Origin of the sequence: Gallintestinimicrobium propionicum, assembly GCF_025567525.1 — a bacterium.
Lineage (GTDB): Bacteria > Bacillota > Clostridia > Lachnospirales > Lachnospiraceae > Gallintestinimicrobium > Gallintestinimicrobium propionicum.
Map to the genome: position 1 here is coordinate 1 of NZ_JAOQJY010000020.1, position 19,803 is coordinate 19,803.

Consider the following 19,803-nt stretch of genomic DNA (forward strand, 5'->3'; position numbering starts at 1 on the left):
GCATGAAATAGTAACAAAAAGAAATCCCACCCCTCAAGATTGAGGGGCAGGGGAGTTGAATAGGCGAAGCCTATTTTTTATGTGTGCAGTGTGCCGGGTGGTGTAGTTGTTGCTGCAGTCAGCGCTTTTGCAGGTACCTGCATGAAAATAGAAAAGTCCCATGTCTGTTCCTTTTCGGGTTCAGACATGGGACTTTTTAATTTCATAGGAAAATGCGTCCTATGAAATTAAAACGCTCCGCGAGGATGCGCACTCGGCGCAGGGGTAGATGGTTGCCGAAGCAACCGCGCCTCGGCGCGAGAATGTGCCAAGGCACATTCTTTTTGTTTGCGCGCCATGGGCGCGCTCTCGCAGGTGAAAGTCCTGAACATGCCCAGGTAGTGGGAAATGTATAGCTGAACAGCAAGGGTGTCCATCGTGAGGTGGAATCTGAAGGAAGCTGTAGGCAAATCCTTGGTCCGACGGACAGAAATCGCATATGAGGCTAGGCTTCGAGAGATAAGCTGGCGAAAGACAGCAAAGTCTAATAACTACCACATTTGTAGAAGCAGAGTAAATGCGGCGGATTTATGAGGAGAAAGAGCGTGCACCTTAAGCGTGGAGGTCTCACAGAGGTTTCATTTGCCTAGTAACAACGAACTGTGAGAAGTCAGCAGAACCCATAGTAGTGAAGAAGTTTCTGTAATGGAAATGGAGCAAAGGGGCGAACAATCAATAAGTTTGAGTATATCTCGTATTGCAGAAATGGCAACATCTGCCGTAACCAATCGGGTAAAAGGTGGTCAAATCAAGCGAGACGGAAAGGAAAGAACGCATGAACACAAGTAGTCTAATGGAGCAGATACTTTCTAGCGATAACCTCAACAGAGCATATCTGCAAGTCGTACGAAATAAAGGTGCAGAGGGTGTGGACGGAATGAAATACACAGAACTTAAAGAACACCTTGTAAAGAACGGCGAAATCATCAAGGAACAGTTGAGGACAAGAAAGTATAAGCCTCAGCCAGTACGAAGAGTGGAGATACCAAAGCCTGATGGCGGTGTCAGAAACCTAGGAGTACCAACAGTAACAGACAGATTTGTACAACAGGCCATTGCACAGGTACTTACACCAATCTACGAGGAACAATTCCATGCCCACAGTTATGGATTTAGACCAAATAGATGTGCACAGCAAGCAATCCTAACAGCGTTAGACATGATGAATGATGGTAATGATTGGATTGTAGGCATTGACTTGGAAAAGTTCTTTGACACAGTGAATCATGACAAACTTACGACCATTATCGGTAGAACTATCAAAGATGGAGACGTCATCTCTATCGTTAGAAAATATCTTGTCAGTGGAATCATGATTGACGATGAGTATGAGGATTCTATAGTGGGAACACCACAAGGTGGAAACCTTTCGCCTCTTCTGGCGAATATTATGCTGAATGAACTAGATATGGAAATGGAGACCAGAGGGCTAAACTTTGTACGTTACGCAGACGACTGTATCATTATGGTCAGAAGTGAAATGTCTGCCAATCGAGTTATGAGGAATATCTCACGATTTATTGAAGAGAAACTAGGACTTAAGGTCAACATGACTAAAAGCAAAGTAGACAGACCAGATGGACTTAAATATCTTGGTTTTGGATTCTTTTTCGACACGCAAGCACAACAATACAAGGCAAGACCACATGCAAAATCAATAGCTAAGCTCAAAACGAAAATGAAATGGCTCACGAGAAGAAACTGGAGTGTCAGCAATCGCTATAAGATTGAAAAGCTTAACCAGCTAACCCGTGGATGGATCAATTATTTCGGAATCGGTTATATGAAGTGGTTATGCAAAGATATGGATGCGCTAATTCGTAGAAGATTGCGTATGTGTATCTGGGTGCATTGGAAAACCCCAAAAAATCGTGCGCAAAACCTAATGAAGTTAGGAATGTATAGTAAGAAGGCTTATGCAATAGCATACAGTGGTGCACGGGTAGCACGATTAAGTGAAGGTGCGCTAAACTATGTAATTACCAATAAGAGACTAGCCTCATTTGGCTTGGTCTCAATGTATGACTACTATACCGAGAGGTTTGTTAAATGTTAAGTTGATTGAACCGCCGTGTACCGAACGGTACGCACGGTGGTGTGAGAGGTCGGCTAATCAACTAATGATTAGCCTCCTACTCGATTATTCATGGCAATAGAATGCTCGCAGAGCGTGCATTCTATTGTTTCATAGGAAAATGCGTCCTATGAATTTTATCAGCCATCAGACCACTCACACATTCTCCAGGGGCTCTACGCAAGGGCAGATGATTTCGGGCTTTTTGGTAGCAGGTGCTGCCCAGCGAACCGCGTTGGTGATGACCTTCTGAATGTTTTCATTATGGAAGGTCGGGTTGGCTTCGTGTCCGGGCTGGAAGTAAAATATGTTGCCAAGACCACGCCGGAAGGTTACGCCGCTTCTAAATACTTCGCCGCCGTTGAACCAGCCGATGAATACGGTTTCAAGAGGTTCGGGAATATCGAAGAATTCGCCGTACATCTCTTCCACGTCCAGTTCGAAGTGCTCCGGAAGACCCTGTGCAATGGGATGACCGGGATTTGCGCACCAGAGACGTTCTCTGGCACCGTCACGCCATTTTAAGCTGCAGCTGGTTCCCATCAGTCTTCTGAAGATCTTGGAAAAATGTCCGGAATGCAGGACGATCAGGCCCATGCCGCGCAGAACGTGATCCTGAACCTTATCTACAACCGCGTCGGATACCTGATCGTGAGCCATATGGCCCCACCAGATCAGGACGTCAGTGTTGGCCAGAACGTCGTCGGTCAGACCGTGCTCGGGATCATCCAGACATGCCAGACGACATTCGATGTCGTCGTTTTTGCCAAGAAACTCGGCAATTGTTGCATGCAGGCCGTTCGGATAAATGGCTGCAACCTCTTTGGAGGCTTTTTCATGGCGGAACTCATTCCATACAGTTACTCTGATCATGTGATTACTCCTTTTCTACTTTTTATGAAAAAAGAATCGTGTTCTTTTTTTCTTCATCATACCTGAAAACAGTAAAAACAGCTAGCCTGCTTTTGCTGTTTTTTTCATATGAAATTGCTGTTTTACGGCAAAGGACTTCTGGGATTTTTTCGGTCCATGTTTGCGCCTTCAGAAAAAAAGGGGATGTGGAAAAACAAGGAATAATGTTGTATTATGTGGATTTATATGTTATTATGTGTAAAGATCTTGTAAAAGAAATGAAACATGTGGGATTTCAGGAGGAAAAGGGATGCTTGCAATCGAACGGCAGGAACAGATCGTAAGCCAGATCAGGAGGGACGGAGCAGTTCGGATTCACGAACTCACAAAGCAGTTTGGTGTGTCAGTTGAGACGATCCGCAGAGATCTTCTGGAATTGGAACGGCAGGATTGTCTGCATCGGGTACACGGCGGTGCAGTCGGCATAGCTGTGGCAAAGCAATATCACCGGCTGGAAGAAAGGACAGAAGAAAATCCGCAGAAGAAGGAAGAGCTTTCCGGGTATGCGGCAGGCCTGATCCGGGAAGGAGATGTGCTGATGGTGGATTCCGGAAGCACTGCGATAGCGTTTGCAAAAATGCTTGCAGAAGAGTTTGAACGGCTGACAGTGATTACCTATTCCTTGCATGTGTTTGAGATATTGAAGAAAAAAGAAGGATTTACCCTCTATCTGTGTGCAGGGGCATACCTTCGGGATGAAAGTGCATTCTGCGGGCAGTGGGCATTGCAAATGCTGGAACAGTTTCATGCAAAGACAGCATTTTTGTTTCCATCCGCTATTTCTCTGCAGAACGGCATAATGGACTATGATCAGGAGCTGTACCATTTACAGCGGGCGATGATGAAGCATGCGGATCGGAGTGTTTTTCTGGCGGACAGTGACAAGTTTGAAAAGAGTGCGCTGCTAAAGCTTGCGGATGTCAACGAAGCCGTAACATTTGTCACGGACAGCGGCCTGCGGAAAGAAATCCTGGAGCTCTATCAGGAAAACGGAATAGAAATGATCAGAGGAGAGCAGAAGAAGTGAAACAACAGGATCATCAGGCGGAAAGAATATTAATCGGATTTTGTGTTGCTGCATATTTTGTCAGCTATATTACACGGATCAACTACGGCACAGTGCTTCTGGAAATTGTCAATTCAGAAGGAATCACGAAAATGTCAGCATCCATGGCGGTAACCGGAAGCTTCGTGACCTATGGTATCGGACAATTGATCAGCGGATGGCTCGGAGACCGGATCAAGCCGCGCTATCTGATGTTTATCGGACTGATGGTATCTGCAGGTATGAATGTCTGCGTTCCACTGTTTTCAAGACCGGCCGCGATGCTTGTTTTCTGGTGTATCAACGGTTTTGCCCAGGCACTGATGTGGCCTCCGATGGTCCGGCTTTTGTCAGATTATCTTGACCAGGATACCTATAAGAAAAGCTGCGTCTGGGTCGGCTGGGGATCTTCTGCCGGCACGATCTTCCTTTATCTGTTTGCACCTGTCTGCATTGTGTGGAAAGGCTGGAGAAGTCTGTTTTTCCTCTGTGCAGGCTGTGCGGTCCTCTTTGCATTTGCGTGGATAAAAGCCATCGGTTCTGCGGAAAAAAGAATGCAGAAGAGTTCTGCAGGGAGCTTTACGAAGGCAACTGCAGGTGCCTCCCGTGGCGATGCGGGCACGAAAAATGGCACAAGCCTGGAAGAAAATACATCTGCTTTGCAAAAAACAATTCCCTTACCGGAACAAACCGCGCCGATGCTTGCAATTATCATGCTTGCAATTATGATGCAGGGCATTTTGCGTGACGGTATTACGACCTGGATGCCAAGCTATATTTCCGAAACCTTTCATTTGGCAAGCTCCGTTTCGATCCTGACCGGTATTGCTTTGCCTCTGTTTGGTATTATGTGTTCACAGATCGCATCCCTGATCAATCGAAAGCTGATCCACAACGAATTGCGCTGTGGGATGGCAATCTTTGTTCCCGGATTTGTGGCAGCGTTTCTATTATGGCTGATGCCAAACGGCAATGCAGTGTTGTCTGTTTTTCTGTCTGCGCTGATTACGGGATGCATGCACGGCGTCAATATGATTCTGGTCAGTATGATTCCGCCGTTCTTCAAAAAGTTCAACCGTGTCGGTTTTATCTCCGGCCTGGTAAACTCCTGCACCTATGTGGGCAGTGCAATTTCCAGCTATGGGATTGCGTGGATTGCGGATAAGAGTGGCTGGAACTTAGTTATCCTGTTCTGGACAATCGCCGCACTGTGCGGTACGCTTCTGTGCCTGATGGGGATCAAGCCCTGGAAAAAGTTTGTGAGAAAGTGTGTGTAAAATTCTAAAAGTACAACGTGCGAAAGCTGTAGAAATCTTGTTCCGGCGGGAGGAAAAAACCCAGAAACATTTTTAAAATATAGAAGAAAACCAGGCGGCATGCTGTCCGAATCAGGAGCATGCCGCCTGGTTTTGGCTTCCGCCCACTGTGGTTGACAAACCGCCTAAAACAGGTCACAATGTTAGATACAAGGGAATAACTGTAGGAAAAAGTCCGGGAGATGTCCGGAGGGAGAATTATGGAAAAAGAAATCAGAAGACACTTTTCGAAAATTGGTTTTGCTTATCTGGCAGGATCGATTGTAATATACGCTGTACAGTTTCTGGCGGCGATGGTCGGTAAAAAATTCGTGCCGGGTGTAATGGCGGATGCAAACGGTTCGTTTATCGTACTGATGCTGACGATGTATGGGATTTCCATGCCGTTTATGGGCTGGCTGGTCAGCAGAATTCCGACCCAGAAGATCGAAGAAAGGAAAATGACCGCAGGACAGTGGATCATAGCATTTCTCATGTGCTACGGTCTGATGTACGCAGGAAACCTGATCGGGACGGCGCTGACCTTTGGGATCGGAATGGTAAAAGGAACCGGCGTTGATAATCCACTGGTATCGACGGTGATGCAGCTGAATCCGTGGGTGACGTTTGTTATTGCAGTTTTGATCGCGCCGACGGCAGAAGAACTGCTGTTTCGGAAGTTTTTGACGGAGCGGATTGTAAAATATGGAGAGCTTGCGGCGGTGCTTGCCTCCGGACTGTTTTTTGGACTGTTCCATGGAAATTTGAATCAGTTTTCCTATGCGTTCCTGCTCGGTCTGTTTTTGGGATTTATTTATGTAAAAACCGGAAAACTGCGATATACCATCGGACTCCATATGGCGGTCAATTTTATCGGCTCTTCCCTCGGCACATGGATGCTTCGGGTGACGGGCTATATGGATACGATGGAAACATTGACGGAATTTTTAAATACAAAGAATCTGGCGGTTCTGGCGGATCTAGGGAACGGAATTGTCGGAATGTTCATTTTCGGCTCTTATGCGTCACTGATTCTGATGATGGCAGGAGCCGGACTGATTCTGACGTGGCTGAACCGCAAAAAGTTTGTATGCTGCGCACCGGAAGAGAAAGTTGCTTCCTTAGGTAAAAAGAAAGCGGCGGTCATGATTGGAAATCCCGGAATCTTACTGTATGGCGCATTCTGGATTGGAATCATGATCTGGCAGTTGCTACAGTAAAATGTTTACAGGAAAAGTGAGGAGCTATGATCGAAAAAAGACGAAGAAAAAGACATGGAAGCCATATTTTTCTGATTACACTGATTTTGACGATTGCGCTCGGAAGCGTAGTTTTGGGCTGCAGCATGATCTGGGCTGTTGGAAGCCCACAGCTTGTAGCGGTGAAGCTGGAAAGCCAGCTGGCGAACCTTGTGGAAGATGTCCAAGCAGCGGAAAACGTTTTGGCGAGTGCACAGTCGGCAAAGCCCGTAGGAAAATACGACGCGTTGCTTGCAGATGAGGCGTTGTGTCGGCAGCAGAATATTTATGCAAAAACGGCGGCAAGCCCGAATGAAACGACGATTGTGTTTGCGGGGGACATTCTGTTCGACGACCATTATGCGGTCAAGGTAAAAATGAACCAGCGCGGCAGGGGCATTGAGGGCAGCATTTCGCAGGAAATGCTGGATGTGATGCGCAGCGCGGATATTTTTATGGTAAATAACGAATTTCCCTACAGCAACCGTGGAACTCCGACAGAAAACAAGAAATTCACGTTCCGTGCCAAGCCGGAATATGCATCCTATCTGCTTGACATGGGGGCTGACATCGTTTCTCTGGCGAACAATCACGCGTATGACTACGGCAAGATAGCGTTTCTGGATACATTGGATACCTTAAATGGAATCGGAATGCCCTATGTCGGCGCGGGGCGCAATCTGGAAGAAGCGATCAAGCCGGTTTATTTTATTGTAAATGACCAGAAGATCGCATTTGTTGCCGCAACGCAGATCGAGCGGACAGAGAATCCGGATACAAAGGAAGCGACGCAGAACAGTCCGGGTGTATTTCGCTGTTGGAATGTGGACAAACTGTTAGAGGTAGTTGCAAACGCCAAACAGGTCAGCGACTATGTGATCGTTTATATTCATTGGGGAACGGAAGCTACGGATCAGCTGGATTGGGCACAGAAGGATCAGGCGGTCAAAATTTCGAATGCAGGTGCGGATCTGATCATCGGAGATCATCCGCATGTGCTGCAGCAGTTCGGTTACTGTGAGGATACACCGGTGATGTACAGCCTTGGAAACTTTCTGTTTAACTCCAAAGCACAGGATACCTGTCTGGTAAAGCTGACGCTGGATGCAAATGGCTTTAAGAGCCTGCAGTTTATTCCGGGCAGACAGCAGGACTGCAGCGTAACGATGTTGCACGGGACGGAAAAGGAGCGCGTGCTTTCCTATATGAGAAAGATTTCTCCGGACGTAACGATCGATGGAGACGGATTTGTGACAAAGAAAGGATGAGAAAATTATGTGTACAGCAGCAACGTATCAGACAAAAGACTTTTATTTCGGCAGGACGCTGGATTATGAGTTTTCTTATGGAGACGAGATCGTGGTGACGCCGCGCAGATTTCCGTTGGATTTTTGCCATATGGGAAAATGCGATGCGCATTATGGGATGATCGGTATGGCACATGTGGCGGATGGATATCCGCTGTACTATGATGCGGTCAATGAAAAGGGTGTCGGCATGGCAGGATTGAATTTTGTCGGCAACGCAGTGTATCAGAAAGTGGAAGAAGGACGAGAAAATGTGGCGCAGTACGAGCTGATTCCATGGGTGCTTGGACAGTGTGCCAATCTGCAGGAGGTCAGAAAACTGCTTGCAAAGATGAACCTGGTCGGAACGCCCTTTGGGGATTTTTCTGCTGCACAGCTGCACTGGATCATTGCGGATGCAAGTGGGGCGATAACGCTGGAATGCACGAAGGACGGGCTGCAGGTCTATGACAATCCGGCAGGAGTTTTGACGAATAACCCGCCCTTTCCGATGCAGATGTTCCAGTTAAATAACTATGCAGGATTATCTCCGAAGCAGCCGGAGCACAGATTTTCGGGTCAGATTCCGTTTACAAGCTACAGCAGGGGTATGGGTGCGATGGGGCTTCCGGGAGATCTCTCTTCGGAGTCGAGATTTGCGCGCGTGGCGTTTGTGAAATGCAATTCCATTTCGGGGGATTCTGAAAAAGAAAGCGTCAGCCAGTTTTTCCACATTCTGGGCTCGGTTGATCAGCAGAGAGGCTGCTGCGAGGTGGCAGAGGGAAAGTATGAGATCACGATTTACACGTCCTGCTGCAACGCTTCCAAAGGGATTTACTATTATACAACCTATGACAACCACCAGATCAGCGCAGTAGACATGCATAGAACCGATCTGGACAGCAAGACACTGAGCTGCTACAAGCCGGTTACGGAGGAGCAGATTTTCTGTCAGAACTGACGCAGGAGGCAGAGCTATGTCAGAGGAACGGAAAAAAATAGTTGGCGTAAATCTTGGCAATTGGCTTGTTCTGGAAAAATGGATGCAGCCGTTTTTGTTCGAGGAAAACTGCGCAGAGGACGAGGTCTGGTTAAACCGCAAGGTTCCGGCAAAAAAGCTGCGTCCGCTGATGAAAAAACACAGGGATACCTATATCGAAGAAACGGATTTTGCTAAAATTGCTGCGCACGGCATTAACGCGGTGCGCCTGCCGGTTCCATATTTCGTGTTCGGGGACAGAAAACCATATTCCGGCTGCATCGAATATGTCGATCAGGCGATGGACTATGCGGAAAAGTATGGGTTAAAGGTGCTGATCGATCTGCATACCGTGCCGGGCGGGCAGAACAGCTATGACAACGGCGGCATCACCGGCGTCTGCAAATGGCACCGGAATCCGAAAGAGGTCGCTTATGTATTATATGTGTTAGAACGGCTGGGGAAGCGTTACGGGCATCGGAAAGGGTTACTTGGCATCGAAGTGCTTAACGAGCCCATCAGCTTTCGGGTCTATCTGTTTGCGCCGAGTCGGAAGCAGGCGCTCGATCAGGGAGAAGCAATCGGCAGCAGCCATGTGCCCATGCGTTTCCTGAAAACCTTCTATAAAGAAGCCTATGAAACGCTTCGGGCGGTCATGGATCCGGAGAAGCTGATCGTGTTTCATGACGGGTTCCGGCTGAGCCGCTGGAAAGATTTTTTTGTAAAAAACGGTATGAAAAATGTCATGTTGGATGTTCACGTTTATCTGTGGGTGCTGGACAGCTTTCTGCATTTACATAATCTGCTGCCGTATCAGCTTCTTTTACGCTTTTACGAACGCCAGATCCGGCGGGCGGGACGCTATACGCCGGTGCTGGTGGGGGAATGGTGCCTGTGCAACCGCGTGGCGGATCGCTATGGGAAATCTTCCTATGAAAAAGACGAAGCATGGCGTAAAAAGGTCTACCGGAGGGTTGCGCGGATGCAGTTAAAAACCTGGGACGACTGCAACGCAGCAGGCTCGTTTTACTGGAATTACCAGCTCTACCGCGACAGACAGGAACCGATGTACACAACAAGCCTGGACAGCTGGGACCTGTGCCGCTGCTGGAGCCACGGGTGGATGCCGAAGAACATGCGGTGAAACAGTAGTTTGCCGCGGAAAGCTTCCGGAAGGTACGAGTGAACTGTAATAAAAAAATAGAAAAACTCCTTGACAATCCCCTCCCTATTATGCTAATGTAAACAAGGTCGTTGAGACCGTGCCGAAGACAGCAGGTACCGGATAACCGGTGTAAGAAGAAACGCCTGCCGAGGAGTGAAAGAAATGCGATGAATTTCCCTCTCTGTCTTTGGATAGAGAGGTTTTTTTGTACGAACAACTTCTTTTATTCGGCAGAAGAATCTAAAAGGAGGTAAGAAAATGGCAAAAGTTGAACTGAAAGCACCTGTAGTAGCAGAGATCGCTGAAGCAGTGAAAGATGCGCAGTCTGTTGTTCTGGTAGACTACCGTGGTCTGACCGTTGATCAGGATACCGCACTTCGTAAGCAGCTTCGTGCAGCTGGTGTTACTTACAAGGTGTACAAAAACACAATGATGAACTTTGCGTTCAAGGGAACAGATTTCGAGGCACTTGCTCCGTATCTGGAAGGCCCCAGCGCAATCGCAATCTCTACTACCGACGCAACCGCTCCTGCAAGAGAGCTGGCTAATTTCGCTAAGACAGCTGAAAAGCTGGAGATCAAGGGCGGCGTTGTAGAAGGCAATGCATACGATGCAGCAGGAATCATGGAGATCGCTAAGATCCCTGGAAGAGAAGCTCTTATTTCCAGATTGCTGGGCAGCATGCAGTCCCCTATCACCAACATGGCTCGCGTTCTGAATCAGATCGCAGAGAAAGGCGGCGCAGCAAACTGCGAAGCAGCACCTGCAGAAGAAGCACCTGCTGCAGAATAATCTTTTTTCCGAAAAAGAAACTGAGCCGCAGATGCGGCTGACAAAACAATAATTTAAAACGGAGGTAAATTAAAATGGCAAAATTATCCGCTCAGGAATTTATTGAAGCAATCAAAGAGATGACCGTATTAGAGTTAAACGATCTGGTAAAGGCTTGCGAAGAGGAGTTCGGCGTATCCGCAGCAGCAGGCGTTGTTGTAGCAGCAGCAGGCGGCGAAGCAGCAGCAGCTGAAGAAAAGACCGAGTTCGACGTAGAACTGACCGAGGTTGGCCCTAACAAGGTTAAGGTTATCAAGGTTGTTCGTGAAGTTACCGGTCTGGGCCTGAAGGAAGCTAAGGAAGTTGTAGACGGCGCTCCTAAGGTTCTGAAGGAAGGCGTTTCCAAGGAAGAAGCTGAAGATATCCAGAAGAAGCTGGATGCTGAAGGCGCTAAGGTTACTCTGAAATAATTGAGACCATATCTTACCACAAAGGCGTTCGCGAATGCGGACGCCTTTCCTTTTCGCAATTTTTTAAAAATATCAGTTGACAGACAGAATGGATTGTGTTAGATTGTAGTGTGCACTATTGTGTTAGAGTATGCCATTTTTTATGCAATGGATTTACTTGCTTAGATACCGAAAAGTAATAGTTTCAAGAAATCAATGATAAGAACGGGGTGAAGTGTCAATGGAAAAAAACAGAATACGTCCAATTGCCACCGGCAAGAACATGCGTATGAGTTATGCACGACGGAAAGAAGTATTGGAAATGCCCAACCTTATAGAAATTCAGAAGAATTCCTATAAGTGGTTCCTTGATGAAGGTTTAAAAGAGGTGTTTGACGATATTTCTCCGATTTCCGATTACAGCGGACATCTGAGTCTGGAATTTGTAGACTTCGAGCTGTGTGAAGAAGACGTGAAGTATTCTATTGAGAAGTGCAAGGAAAGAGATGCAACATATGCAGCTCCTCTCAAGGTGAAGGTACGTCTGTATAATAAGGAAAAAGAAGAAATCAGTGAACACGAGATCTTTATGGGCGATTTACCGTTGATGACCGAGACCGGCACGTTCGTTATCAACGGAGCGGAGCGTGTAATTGTCAGCCAGTTGGTGCGTTCCCCCGGCATCTATTACGGCATCGGTCATGATAAGATTGGTAAAAAGCTGTATTCCTGTACAGTAATCCCGAACCGTGGCGCATGGCTGGAGTATGAGACTGATTCCAATGACGTATTTTACGTTCGTGTGGACCGTACCCGTAAGGTACCGATCACTGTACTGCTGCGTGCCCTGGGTCTTGGCACCAATGACGAGATCCGTGAGGTGTTCGGCGATGAACCCAAGATTGAAGCCAGCTTTGCAAAAGACACTTCTGAGAACTATCAGGAGGGTCTGTTAGAGTTATACAAGAAAATCCGTCCGGGTGAGCCTCTGAGCGTAGAGAGCGCAGAAAGCCTGATTAACGCGATGTTCTTCGATCCCAGAAGATATGATCTGGCGAAAGTAGGACGTTATAAATTCAATAAGAAGCTGCTGCTGCGCAACCGTATCCGCGGCCACGAACTGGCTGAGGATGTTGTGGATACCACAACCGGTGAAATTCTGGCAACAGCAGGCACCAAGGTAACAGCAGAACTGGCTGACCTGATTCAGAACAGCGCAGTTCCCTATGTATATATCCAGACTGAGGAAAGAAAAGTCAAAGTGCTTTCCAGCATGATGGTTGAGCTGACCCACTATGTAGATTGTGATGCCAAGGAGCTGGGCGTGACAGAGCTGGTATACTATCCGGTACTGGCACAGATTCTGGAAGAGTATTCTCAGGATCCCGAAGCGCTTGCAGAAGCAATCCGCAAGAATGTGCACGAGCTGATTCCGAAGCATATCACCAAGGAAGATATTTTGGCTTCCATTAACTATAACATGCATCTGGAGTACGGCATCGGTAACGAAGACGACATCGACCATCTGGGCAACCGTCGTATCCGTGCGGTCGGCGAACTGCTGCAGAACCAGTACAGAATCGGTCTTTCCAGACTGGAAAGAGTTGTTCGTGAGCGTATGACCACTCATGATGCAGAGGAGATTTCTCCTCAGGTTCTGATCAACATCAAGCCCGTACAGGCTGCAGTTAAGGAATTCTTCGGATCTTCCCAGCTGTCTCAGTTCATGGATCAGAACAACCCGCTGGGCGAGCTGACGCACAAACGTCGTCTGTCCGCACTGGGACCTGGCGGTCTGTCCCGTGACCGTGCCGGATTCGAGGTTCGAGACGTACACTACTCCCATTACGGAAGAATGTGCCCGATCGAGACACCAGAAGGTCCTAACATCGGCCTGATCAACTCTCTTGCAAGCTATGCAAAGATCAACGAATACGGCTTCATTGAAGCGCCTTACCGTAAGATCGACAAAACTGATCCGGAAAACCCGCGCGTAACCAATGAAGTTGTATATATGACAGCGGATGAAGAAGATAACTACCATGTGGCGCAGGCAAACTCCGAATTGGACGAGGAAGGACATTTCATAAATGCCAACGTATCCGGTCGTTATCTGGATGAAACATCCGAATATCCGAAGACAGTTTTCGAGTACATGGACGTATCCCCTCAGATGGTATTCTCCGTCGCGACTGCACTGATTCCGTTCCTGCAGAACGACGACGCGAACCGTGCGCTGATGGGTTCCAACATGCAGCGTCAGGCAGTGCCGCTTCTGACAACCGAGGCTCCCGTAGTCGGAACCGGTATCGAAGTAAAGGCAGCCGTTGACTCCGGTGTCTGCGTTGTTGCAAAGAAGTCCGGTACCATCGATTATGTATGCTCCAATCTGATCCGTATGACGGCAGATGACGGCGAGAAGATCGAATACCACCTGACCAAGTTCTCCAGAAGTAACCAGTCCAACTGCTACAACCAGAGACCGATCGTATTTAAAGGCGACCACGTTGAAGCAGGACAGGTAATTGCAGACGGTCCTTCGACATCCGAAGGCGAACTTGCACTCGGTAAGAACCCTCTGATCGGGTTCATGACCTGGGAAGGTTATAACTACGAGGACGCTGTACTGCTGAGTGAACGTCTGGTTATGGATGATGTTTATACCTCCATCCATATTGAAGAATATGAAGCAGAAGCCCGTGATACGAAGCTCGGACCGGAAGAAATCACAAGAGATGTTCCCGGTGTCGGCGACGAAGCGCTCAAGGATCTGGATGACAGAGGTATTATCCGTGTCGGCGCTGAGGTTCGTGCCGGAGATATTCTGGTCGGCAAGGTAACTCCCAAGGGAGAAACCGAGCTGACAGCTGAGGAGCGCCTGCTGCGTGCGATCTTCGGTGAAAAAGCGCGTGAGGTGCGTGATACCTCTCTGAAGGTACCTCACGGTGAATATGGTATTATCGTAGATGCCAAAGTATTTACAAGAGAGAATGGCGATGAACTGTCTCCCGGTGTAAATCAGGCGGTTCGTATCTATATCGCACAGAAGAGAAAGATCTCTGTCGGCGATAAGATGGCAGGCCGTCATGGTAATAAGGGTGTCGTTTCCCGTGTACTGCCTGTAGAAGATATGCCGTACCTGCCCAACGGTCGTCCGCTGGACATCGTACTGAATCCTCTGGGCGTACCTTCCCGTATGAATATCGGTCAGGTCCTTGAGATTCACCTCTCTCTGGCTGCAAAAGCCCTCGGCTTTAACGTAGCAACCCCGATCTTCAACGGCGCAAACGAAAAAGATATTCAGGATACCCTGGAACTGGCAAACGATTATGTAAACCTGGAATGGGATGAATTCAAAGAGAAGCATGGCGAAGAGCTGCTTCCTGAGGTTCTGGATTATCTGTATGAAAACCGCGATCACAGAAAGCTCTGGAAGGGCGTTCCGATCTCTAAGGAAGGTAAGGTAAGACTGCGGGATGGCCGTACCGGCGAAGAATTCGACAGCATGGTAACCATCGGTCACATGCATTACCTGAAGCTGCACCATCTGGTAGACGATAAGATCCATGCACGTTCTACCGGTCCTTACTCTCTGGTAACACAGCAGCCCCTGGGTGGTAAAGCTCAGTTTGGTGGCCAGCGTTTCGGTGAGATGGAGGTTTGGGCACTGGAAGCATACGGTGCATCCTACACCCTGCAGGAGATCCTGACTGTGAAGTCTGATGACGTAGTAGGACGTGTCAAGACCTACGAAGCGATCATCAAGGGCGACAACATCCCTGAACCCGGTATTCCGGAATCCTTCAAGGTACTGCTCAAAGAGCTGCAGTCCCTCGGCCTGGATGTCAGAGTGCTGCGGGAGGATAATACAGAAGTTGAGATCATGGAAACTGTCGATTACAGCGATACGGATTACCGCTATGAGATGGAAGGAGATTCCAAGGGCTACAACTACAACGAAGAAGAAAATCTGGGCAAGATGGGTTATCAGAAGCAGGAATTCGACTCCGAGAAACAGGAGCTGGTGAACGCAGATGATGATTACACCGAAGATGCTGCAGACGACGGATTTGAGGAATCTTTTGACGAAGAGTAAGCCGAATCGAAGATATGTAAAGGAGTGCCAAGATGTCTGAAACAAAAAACGAAGTTTATCAGCCGATGACGTTTGATGCGATCAAGATCGGACTTGCGTCCCCGGAGAAGATTCGTGAGTGGTCCAGAGGCGAGGTAACAAAGCCTGAGACGATCAACTACAGAACTCTCAAGCCCGAGCGGGACGGTCTGTTCTGTGAGCGGATTTTCGGACCCAGCAAGGACTGGGAGTGCCACTGCGGCAAATATAAAAAGATCAGATATAAAGGCGTTGTCTGCGACCGCTGTGGTGTTGAAGTAACCAAGTCCAGCGTCCGCAGAGAGCGTATGGGACATATTGAACTGGCAGCGCCGGTTTCCCATATCTGGTATTTCAAGGGAATTCCGAGCCGGATGGGACTGATCCTGGATCTGTCCCCCCGTGTTCTGGAGAAGGTGCTTTACTTTGCTTCCTATATCGTACTGGACAAGGGCGACACCAATCTGGAATACAAGCAGGTTCTTTCCGAGAAAGAATACCAGGATGCAAGAGAAACCTGGGGCAACCGTTTCCGTGTCGGCATGGGTGCAGAATCCATTAAGGAGCTGCTGCAGGCCATCGATCTGGAAACCGAAGCGGTTGACCTGAAAAATGAACTGGTGGATGCAAGCGGACAGAAACGTGCGAGAATCATCAAGCGTCTGGAAGTGGTAGAAGCGTTCCGTGAGTCCGGCAACCGCCCTGAATGGATGATTCTGGATGCCGTACCGGTAATCCCTCCGGATCTGCGCCCGATGGTACAGCTGGACGGCGGACGTTTTGCAACGTCTGACTTAAATGACCTGTACAGAAGAATCATCAACCGTAACAACCGTCTGAAGAGACTGCTGGAGCTGGGTGCTCCGGATATCATTGTTCGCAACGAGAAGAGAATGCTGCAGGAAGCGGTAGACGCTCTGATCGATAACGGCAGAAGAGGCCGTCCGGTAACCGGCCCCGGTAACCGTGCACTGAAATCACTGTCTGACATGCTGAAAGGTAAATCCGGTCGTTTCCGTCAGAACCTGTTAGGAAAGCGTGTTGACTATTCCGGACGTTCCGTTATCGTCGTTGGTCCCGAACTGAAAATTTATCAGTGCGGTCTTCCGAAGGAAATGGCAATCGAGCTGTTTAAGCCTTTCGTAATGAAGGAGCTGGTAAGCAGAGGCATTTCCCAGAACATCAAAAATGCGAAGAAGTTGGTAGAACGGCTGGATACGCAGGTTTGGGACGTTCTGGAAGATGTCATCAAAGAGCATCCGGTTATGCTGAACCGTGCACCTACACTGCACAGACTGGGTATCCAGGCATTTGAGCCGATCCTTGTAGAAGGTAAGGCAATCAAGCTGCATCCCCTTGTTTGTACCGCGTTCAACGCCGACTTCGATGGTGACCAGATGGCTGTACACCTTCCGCTTTCTCAGGAAGCACAGGCAGAGTGTCGTTTCATGCTGCTGTCTCCCAACAACCTGTTGAAGCCTTCCGATGGCGGACCGGTAGCCGTACCTTCCCAGGATATGGTCCTTGGTATTTATTACCTGACCCAGGAGCGTCCCGGTTCTGTCGGCGAAGGAAAATACTTCAAGAGCGTAAACGAAGCCATTCTGGCTTATGAAAATAAAGCCTGCACCCTGCATTCCCGCATCCATGTCCGCATGAGTAAGGTCAACGCAGAGGGCGAGACCGTAACAGGATTCGTAGAATCCACACTGGGCAGATTTATCTTCAACGAGATCCTGCCTCAGGATCTGGGCTATGTAGACCGTACCCAGCCGGAAAACCTCTTAAAGCTGGAGGTTGACTTCCATGTTGGTAAGAAGCAGTTAAAGCAGATTCTGGAAAAAGTAATCAATACCCACGGCGCTTCCAAGACCGCAGAGGTTCTGGATGACGTTAAGGCAATCGGTTACAAGTATTCCACCAGAGCTGCCATGACCGTATCCATTTCCGATATGACTGTGCCTGCACAGAAGGCAGAGATGCTGGCTGAGGCTCAGAAGACTGTAGATAAGATCGGCAGAAACTTCCGCCGTGGTCTGATCACAGAAGAAGAGCGTTACCGTGCCGTTGTCGAGACCTGGCAGGAAACCGATAAAGAGCTGACCGACGTGCTGTTAAAGGGTCTGGATAAATACAACAACATCTTCATGATGGCGGACTCCGGTGCCCGTGGTTCCAACCAGCAGATCAAGCAGCTGGCAGGTATGCGTGGTCTGATGGCGGATACAACCGGTCGTACGATCGAACTGCCCATCAAGTCCAACTTCCGTGAAGGTCTGGACGTACTGGAATACTTCATGTCTGCCCATGGCGCACGAAAAGGTATGTCCGATACCGCTCTGCGTACTGCGGACTCCGGTTATCTGACCCGTCGAATGGTAGACGTATCCCAGGAGCTGATCATCCGTGAGATCGATTGTGCAGAAGGCAAGGATAAGATTCCGGGCATGTCTGTAAAAGCGTTCATGGACGGCAAGGAAACCATCGAAGGCTTAAAAGACAGAATTACAGGACGTTATTCCTGTGAAGACATTTATGATAAGGACGGCGAGCTGATCGTCGGTGCAAACCACATGATCACACCCGGCCGTGCAAAACGGATTATGGAAACAGGTGTCAATAAGAAGGGCGAGCCTGTGGAGGAAGTGAAGATCCGTACCATCCTGACCTGCCGTTCCAAGAGCGGTATCTGTGCAAAGTGCTACGGCGCGAACATGGCGACCGGCGAAGCGGTACAGGTTGGTGAAGCAGTTGGTATTATCGCAGCACAGTCTATCGGTGAGCCCGGTACACAGCTGACGATGCGTACCTTCCACTCCGGCGGTGTCGCTGGTGACGATATCACACAGGGTCTTCCCCGTGTCGAGGAGCTTTTCGAAGCGAGAAAGCCGAAGGGTCTTGCGATTATCGCAGAGTTCGGCGGAACTGCTGTTATCAAGGATACCAAGAAGAAGCGGGAAATTATCATTACCAATAAGGAAACCGGCGAGAGCAAGACTTACCTGATCCCTTACGGTTCCCGTATCAAGGTTGTTGACGGTCAGGAATTAGAGGCCGGCGATGAGCTGACAGAGGGTTCTGTAAACCCGCACGATCTGTTAAAGATCAAGGGTATCCGCGCCGTTCAGGATTACATGCTCCGTGAAGTACAGCGTGTATACCGTCTGCAGGGTGTAGATATCTGTGATAAGCATATCGAGGTTATCGTTCGTCAGATGCTGAAGAAGATCCGCATCGAGGAAAGCGGCGATACCGAATATCTGCCCGGCACAATGGTTGACGTTCTGGATTACGAGGACTTAAACGAAGAGCTGATCGCAGCCGGCAAGAAGCCTGCTGAGGGCAAACAGGTAATGCTCGGTATTACCAAGGCTGCTCTGGCAACCAACTCCTTCCTGTCTGCTGCATCCTTCCAGGAAACCACGAAGGTTCTGACGGAAGCAGCGATCAAGGGTAAGGCTGATCCACTGATCGGTCTGAAGGAAAACGTTATTATCGGTAAGCTGATTCCTGCCGGTACCGGTATGAAACGTTACCGCAATGTCAAGTTAAACACGGATGCGATGATTGCCGCTGAGGAAGCAGAGCGCGCAGCCAGAGCAGAAGAGGAAGCGAGACTTGCTGCAGAAGCTACAGCAGCGGAAAAGAAATCCAAAGAGGATGACGAGCTGCTGGAAGAAACCGCTGACGAAGATGTAACCGATGAAGAACTCCCCGAAGAGGAAGCGATTCTGGACGAGGACATCGACGAAGAACTGGACGAGGAAGCCGAAGCAGAAGAAAACGGCGAGGAGTAATCTGACCCGGGTGTTCCATTCAACAATAAAAAGTACACCTTGCAAAAATGCCGGTGTCGTACACAATAGAATGCACGCTCTGCGAACATTCTATTGTTACAAATGAAGAAACAGAGCAGGCGGATGTTCCTCAAAATGAGCATCCGCCTGTTTTCTTATCGTATAGGAAACTTCGTTTCCATACGATAAGAAACGCTCCGCGCGGATCGCACTGCAGCGGAATGGAAGAATGTCGCTTGCGCGACCCGACGCAGGCGGAGAATCCTGCTTCGCAGGATTCTTTTTTATGTGCATGTCTGGCGGTGTGTTTGTGCTTACCCTTCAGCAAATCCGGAAAGCGATTTTTCCTGCCGTTTCTTTGCCGGAAAATCCCGCAAAAAAGTAGAAAAACCGCTTGACACGGCAATTAAAAGCACTTATACTAGGAGAGCATGCATTGGGAGAGGATTTTATTTTGATGCGCGAAAATTGCTGTAAAACAGCGGTTTTATCCTGATAGAACCGCAGGTTGAGTGTAGCTTGTCCCTGGACATAGTTACGCATAGCTACGCATGAAAGAAAACCTTTGCTATGTATGAATAAGACCGGAGAACCGGTCAAGAATAGAGCAAGAGAGAAAAATCGCAGGAGGTGAAACAG

Annotated in this window: 13 protein-coding genes and 1 other annotated feature; of the genes, 11 read left to right on the plus strand and 2 right to left on the minus strand. The window is 48.6% G+C overall.

All coding sequences use genetic code 11. The features are described 5' to 3' along the window. Nucleotides 1-77: 77 nt before the first annotated feature. A complete protein-coding gene (locus tag OCV62_RS13615) occupies nucleotides 78-206 on the minus strand; it encodes a hypothetical protein (RefSeq protein WP_262587294.1) in 129 nt (42 codons plus the stop codon). Between the two features lie 608 nt (nucleotides 207-814). Here OCV62_RS13615 and ltrA point away from each other — a divergent pair. After that, complete coding sequence (ltrA, locus tag OCV62_RS13620) at nucleotides 815-2,095, plus strand: group II intron reverse transcriptase/maturase (RefSeq protein ID WP_262587296.1); 1,281 nt, start codon at nucleotides 815-817, stop codon at nucleotides 2,093-2,095. A 174-nt stretch (nucleotides 2,096-2,269) separates the two neighbouring features. Here ltrA and OCV62_RS13625 read toward each other — a convergent pair whose 3' ends face one another. Next, a complete protein-coding gene (locus OCV62_RS13625) occupies nucleotides 2,270-2,986 on the minus strand; it encodes a ThuA domain-containing protein (protein WP_262587297.1) in 717 nt (238 codons plus the stop codon). Between the two features lie 289 nt (nucleotides 2,987-3,275). Here OCV62_RS13625 and OCV62_RS13630 point away from each other — a divergent pair, with 289 nt between their 5' ends. The 10 genes from OCV62_RS13630 to rpoC all read left to right on the plus strand — a co-directional run bounded on the left by OCV62_RS13630 (nucleotide 3,276) and on the right by rpoC (nucleotide 19,164). Next, nucleotides 3,276-4,052 carry a DeoR/GlpR family DNA-binding transcription regulator gene (locus tag OCV62_RS13630; protein ID WP_262587299.1) on the plus strand — a complete coding sequence of 259 codons (777 nt, stop codon included), beginning with the start codon at nucleotides 3,276-3,278 and terminating at the stop codon, nucleotides 4,050-4,052. Then, entirely contained in the window at nucleotides 4,049-5,347 is a 1,299-nt protein-coding gene (locus OCV62_RS13635; protein ID WP_262587301.1) for an MFS transporter, read from the plus strand. The genes OCV62_RS13630 and OCV62_RS13635 overlap by 4 nt, the downstream gene beginning before the upstream one ends. A 239-nt stretch (nucleotides 5,348-5,586) precedes the next feature. Next, entirely contained in the window at nucleotides 5,587-6,585 is a 999-nt protein-coding gene (locus tag OCV62_RS13640; protein ID WP_262587303.1) for a CPBP family intramembrane glutamic endopeptidase, read from the plus strand. A gap of 26 nt (nucleotides 6,586-6,611) precedes the next feature. Next, the gene (locus tag OCV62_RS13645) at nucleotides 6,612-7,871 is read left to right on the plus strand and encodes a CapA family protein (RefSeq protein ID WP_262587305.1); all 1,260 of its coding nucleotides are present in this window, start codon (nucleotides 6,612-6,614) and stop codon (nucleotides 7,869-7,871) included. Nucleotides 7,872-7,878: 7 nt separating this feature from the next. Further along, a complete protein-coding gene (gene bsh, locus OCV62_RS13650) occupies nucleotides 7,879-8,850 on the plus strand; it encodes a choloylglycine hydrolase (protein ID WP_262587307.1) in 972 nt (323 codons plus the stop codon). A gap of 16 nt (nucleotides 8,851-8,866) precedes the next feature. Beyond that, a complete protein-coding gene (locus OCV62_RS13655) occupies nucleotides 8,867-10,012 on the plus strand; it encodes a glycoside hydrolase family 5 protein (RefSeq protein WP_262587309.1) in 1,146 nt (381 codons plus the stop codon). 103 nt (nucleotides 10,013-10,115) lie between these two features. Then, nucleotides 10,116-10,248: a sequence feature (ribosomal protein L10 leader region), on the plus strand. 43 nt (nucleotides 10,249-10,291) lie between these two features. Continuing rightward, the gene (gene rplJ, locus OCV62_RS13660) at nucleotides 10,292-10,825 is read left to right on the plus strand and encodes a 50S ribosomal protein L10 (protein ID WP_262587311.1); all 534 of its coding nucleotides are present in this window, start codon (nucleotides 10,292-10,294) and stop codon (nucleotides 10,823-10,825) included. Nucleotides 10,826-10,899: 74 nt separating this feature from the next. Continuing rightward, nucleotides 10,900-11,274 carry a 50S ribosomal protein L7/L12 gene (rplL, locus tag OCV62_RS13665; protein WP_021914152.1) on the plus strand — a complete coding sequence of 125 codons (375 nt, stop codon included), beginning with the start codon at nucleotides 10,900-10,902 and terminating at the stop codon, nucleotides 11,272-11,274. A gap of 220 nt (nucleotides 11,275-11,494) precedes the next feature. Then, nucleotides 11,495-15,349 carry a DNA-directed RNA polymerase subunit beta gene (rpoB, locus tag OCV62_RS13670; RefSeq protein WP_262587314.1) on the plus strand — a complete coding sequence of 1,285 codons (3,855 nt, stop codon included), beginning with the start codon at nucleotides 11,495-11,497 and terminating at the stop codon, nucleotides 15,347-15,349. Between the two features lie 32 nt (nucleotides 15,350-15,381). After that, nucleotides 15,382-19,164, plus strand: coding sequence for a DNA-directed RNA polymerase subunit beta' (rpoC, locus tag OCV62_RS13675; protein WP_262587316.1), 3,783 nt, complete (start codon nucleotides 15,382-15,384; stop codon nucleotides 19,162-19,164). Nucleotides 19,165-19,803 lie beyond the last annotated feature (639 nt).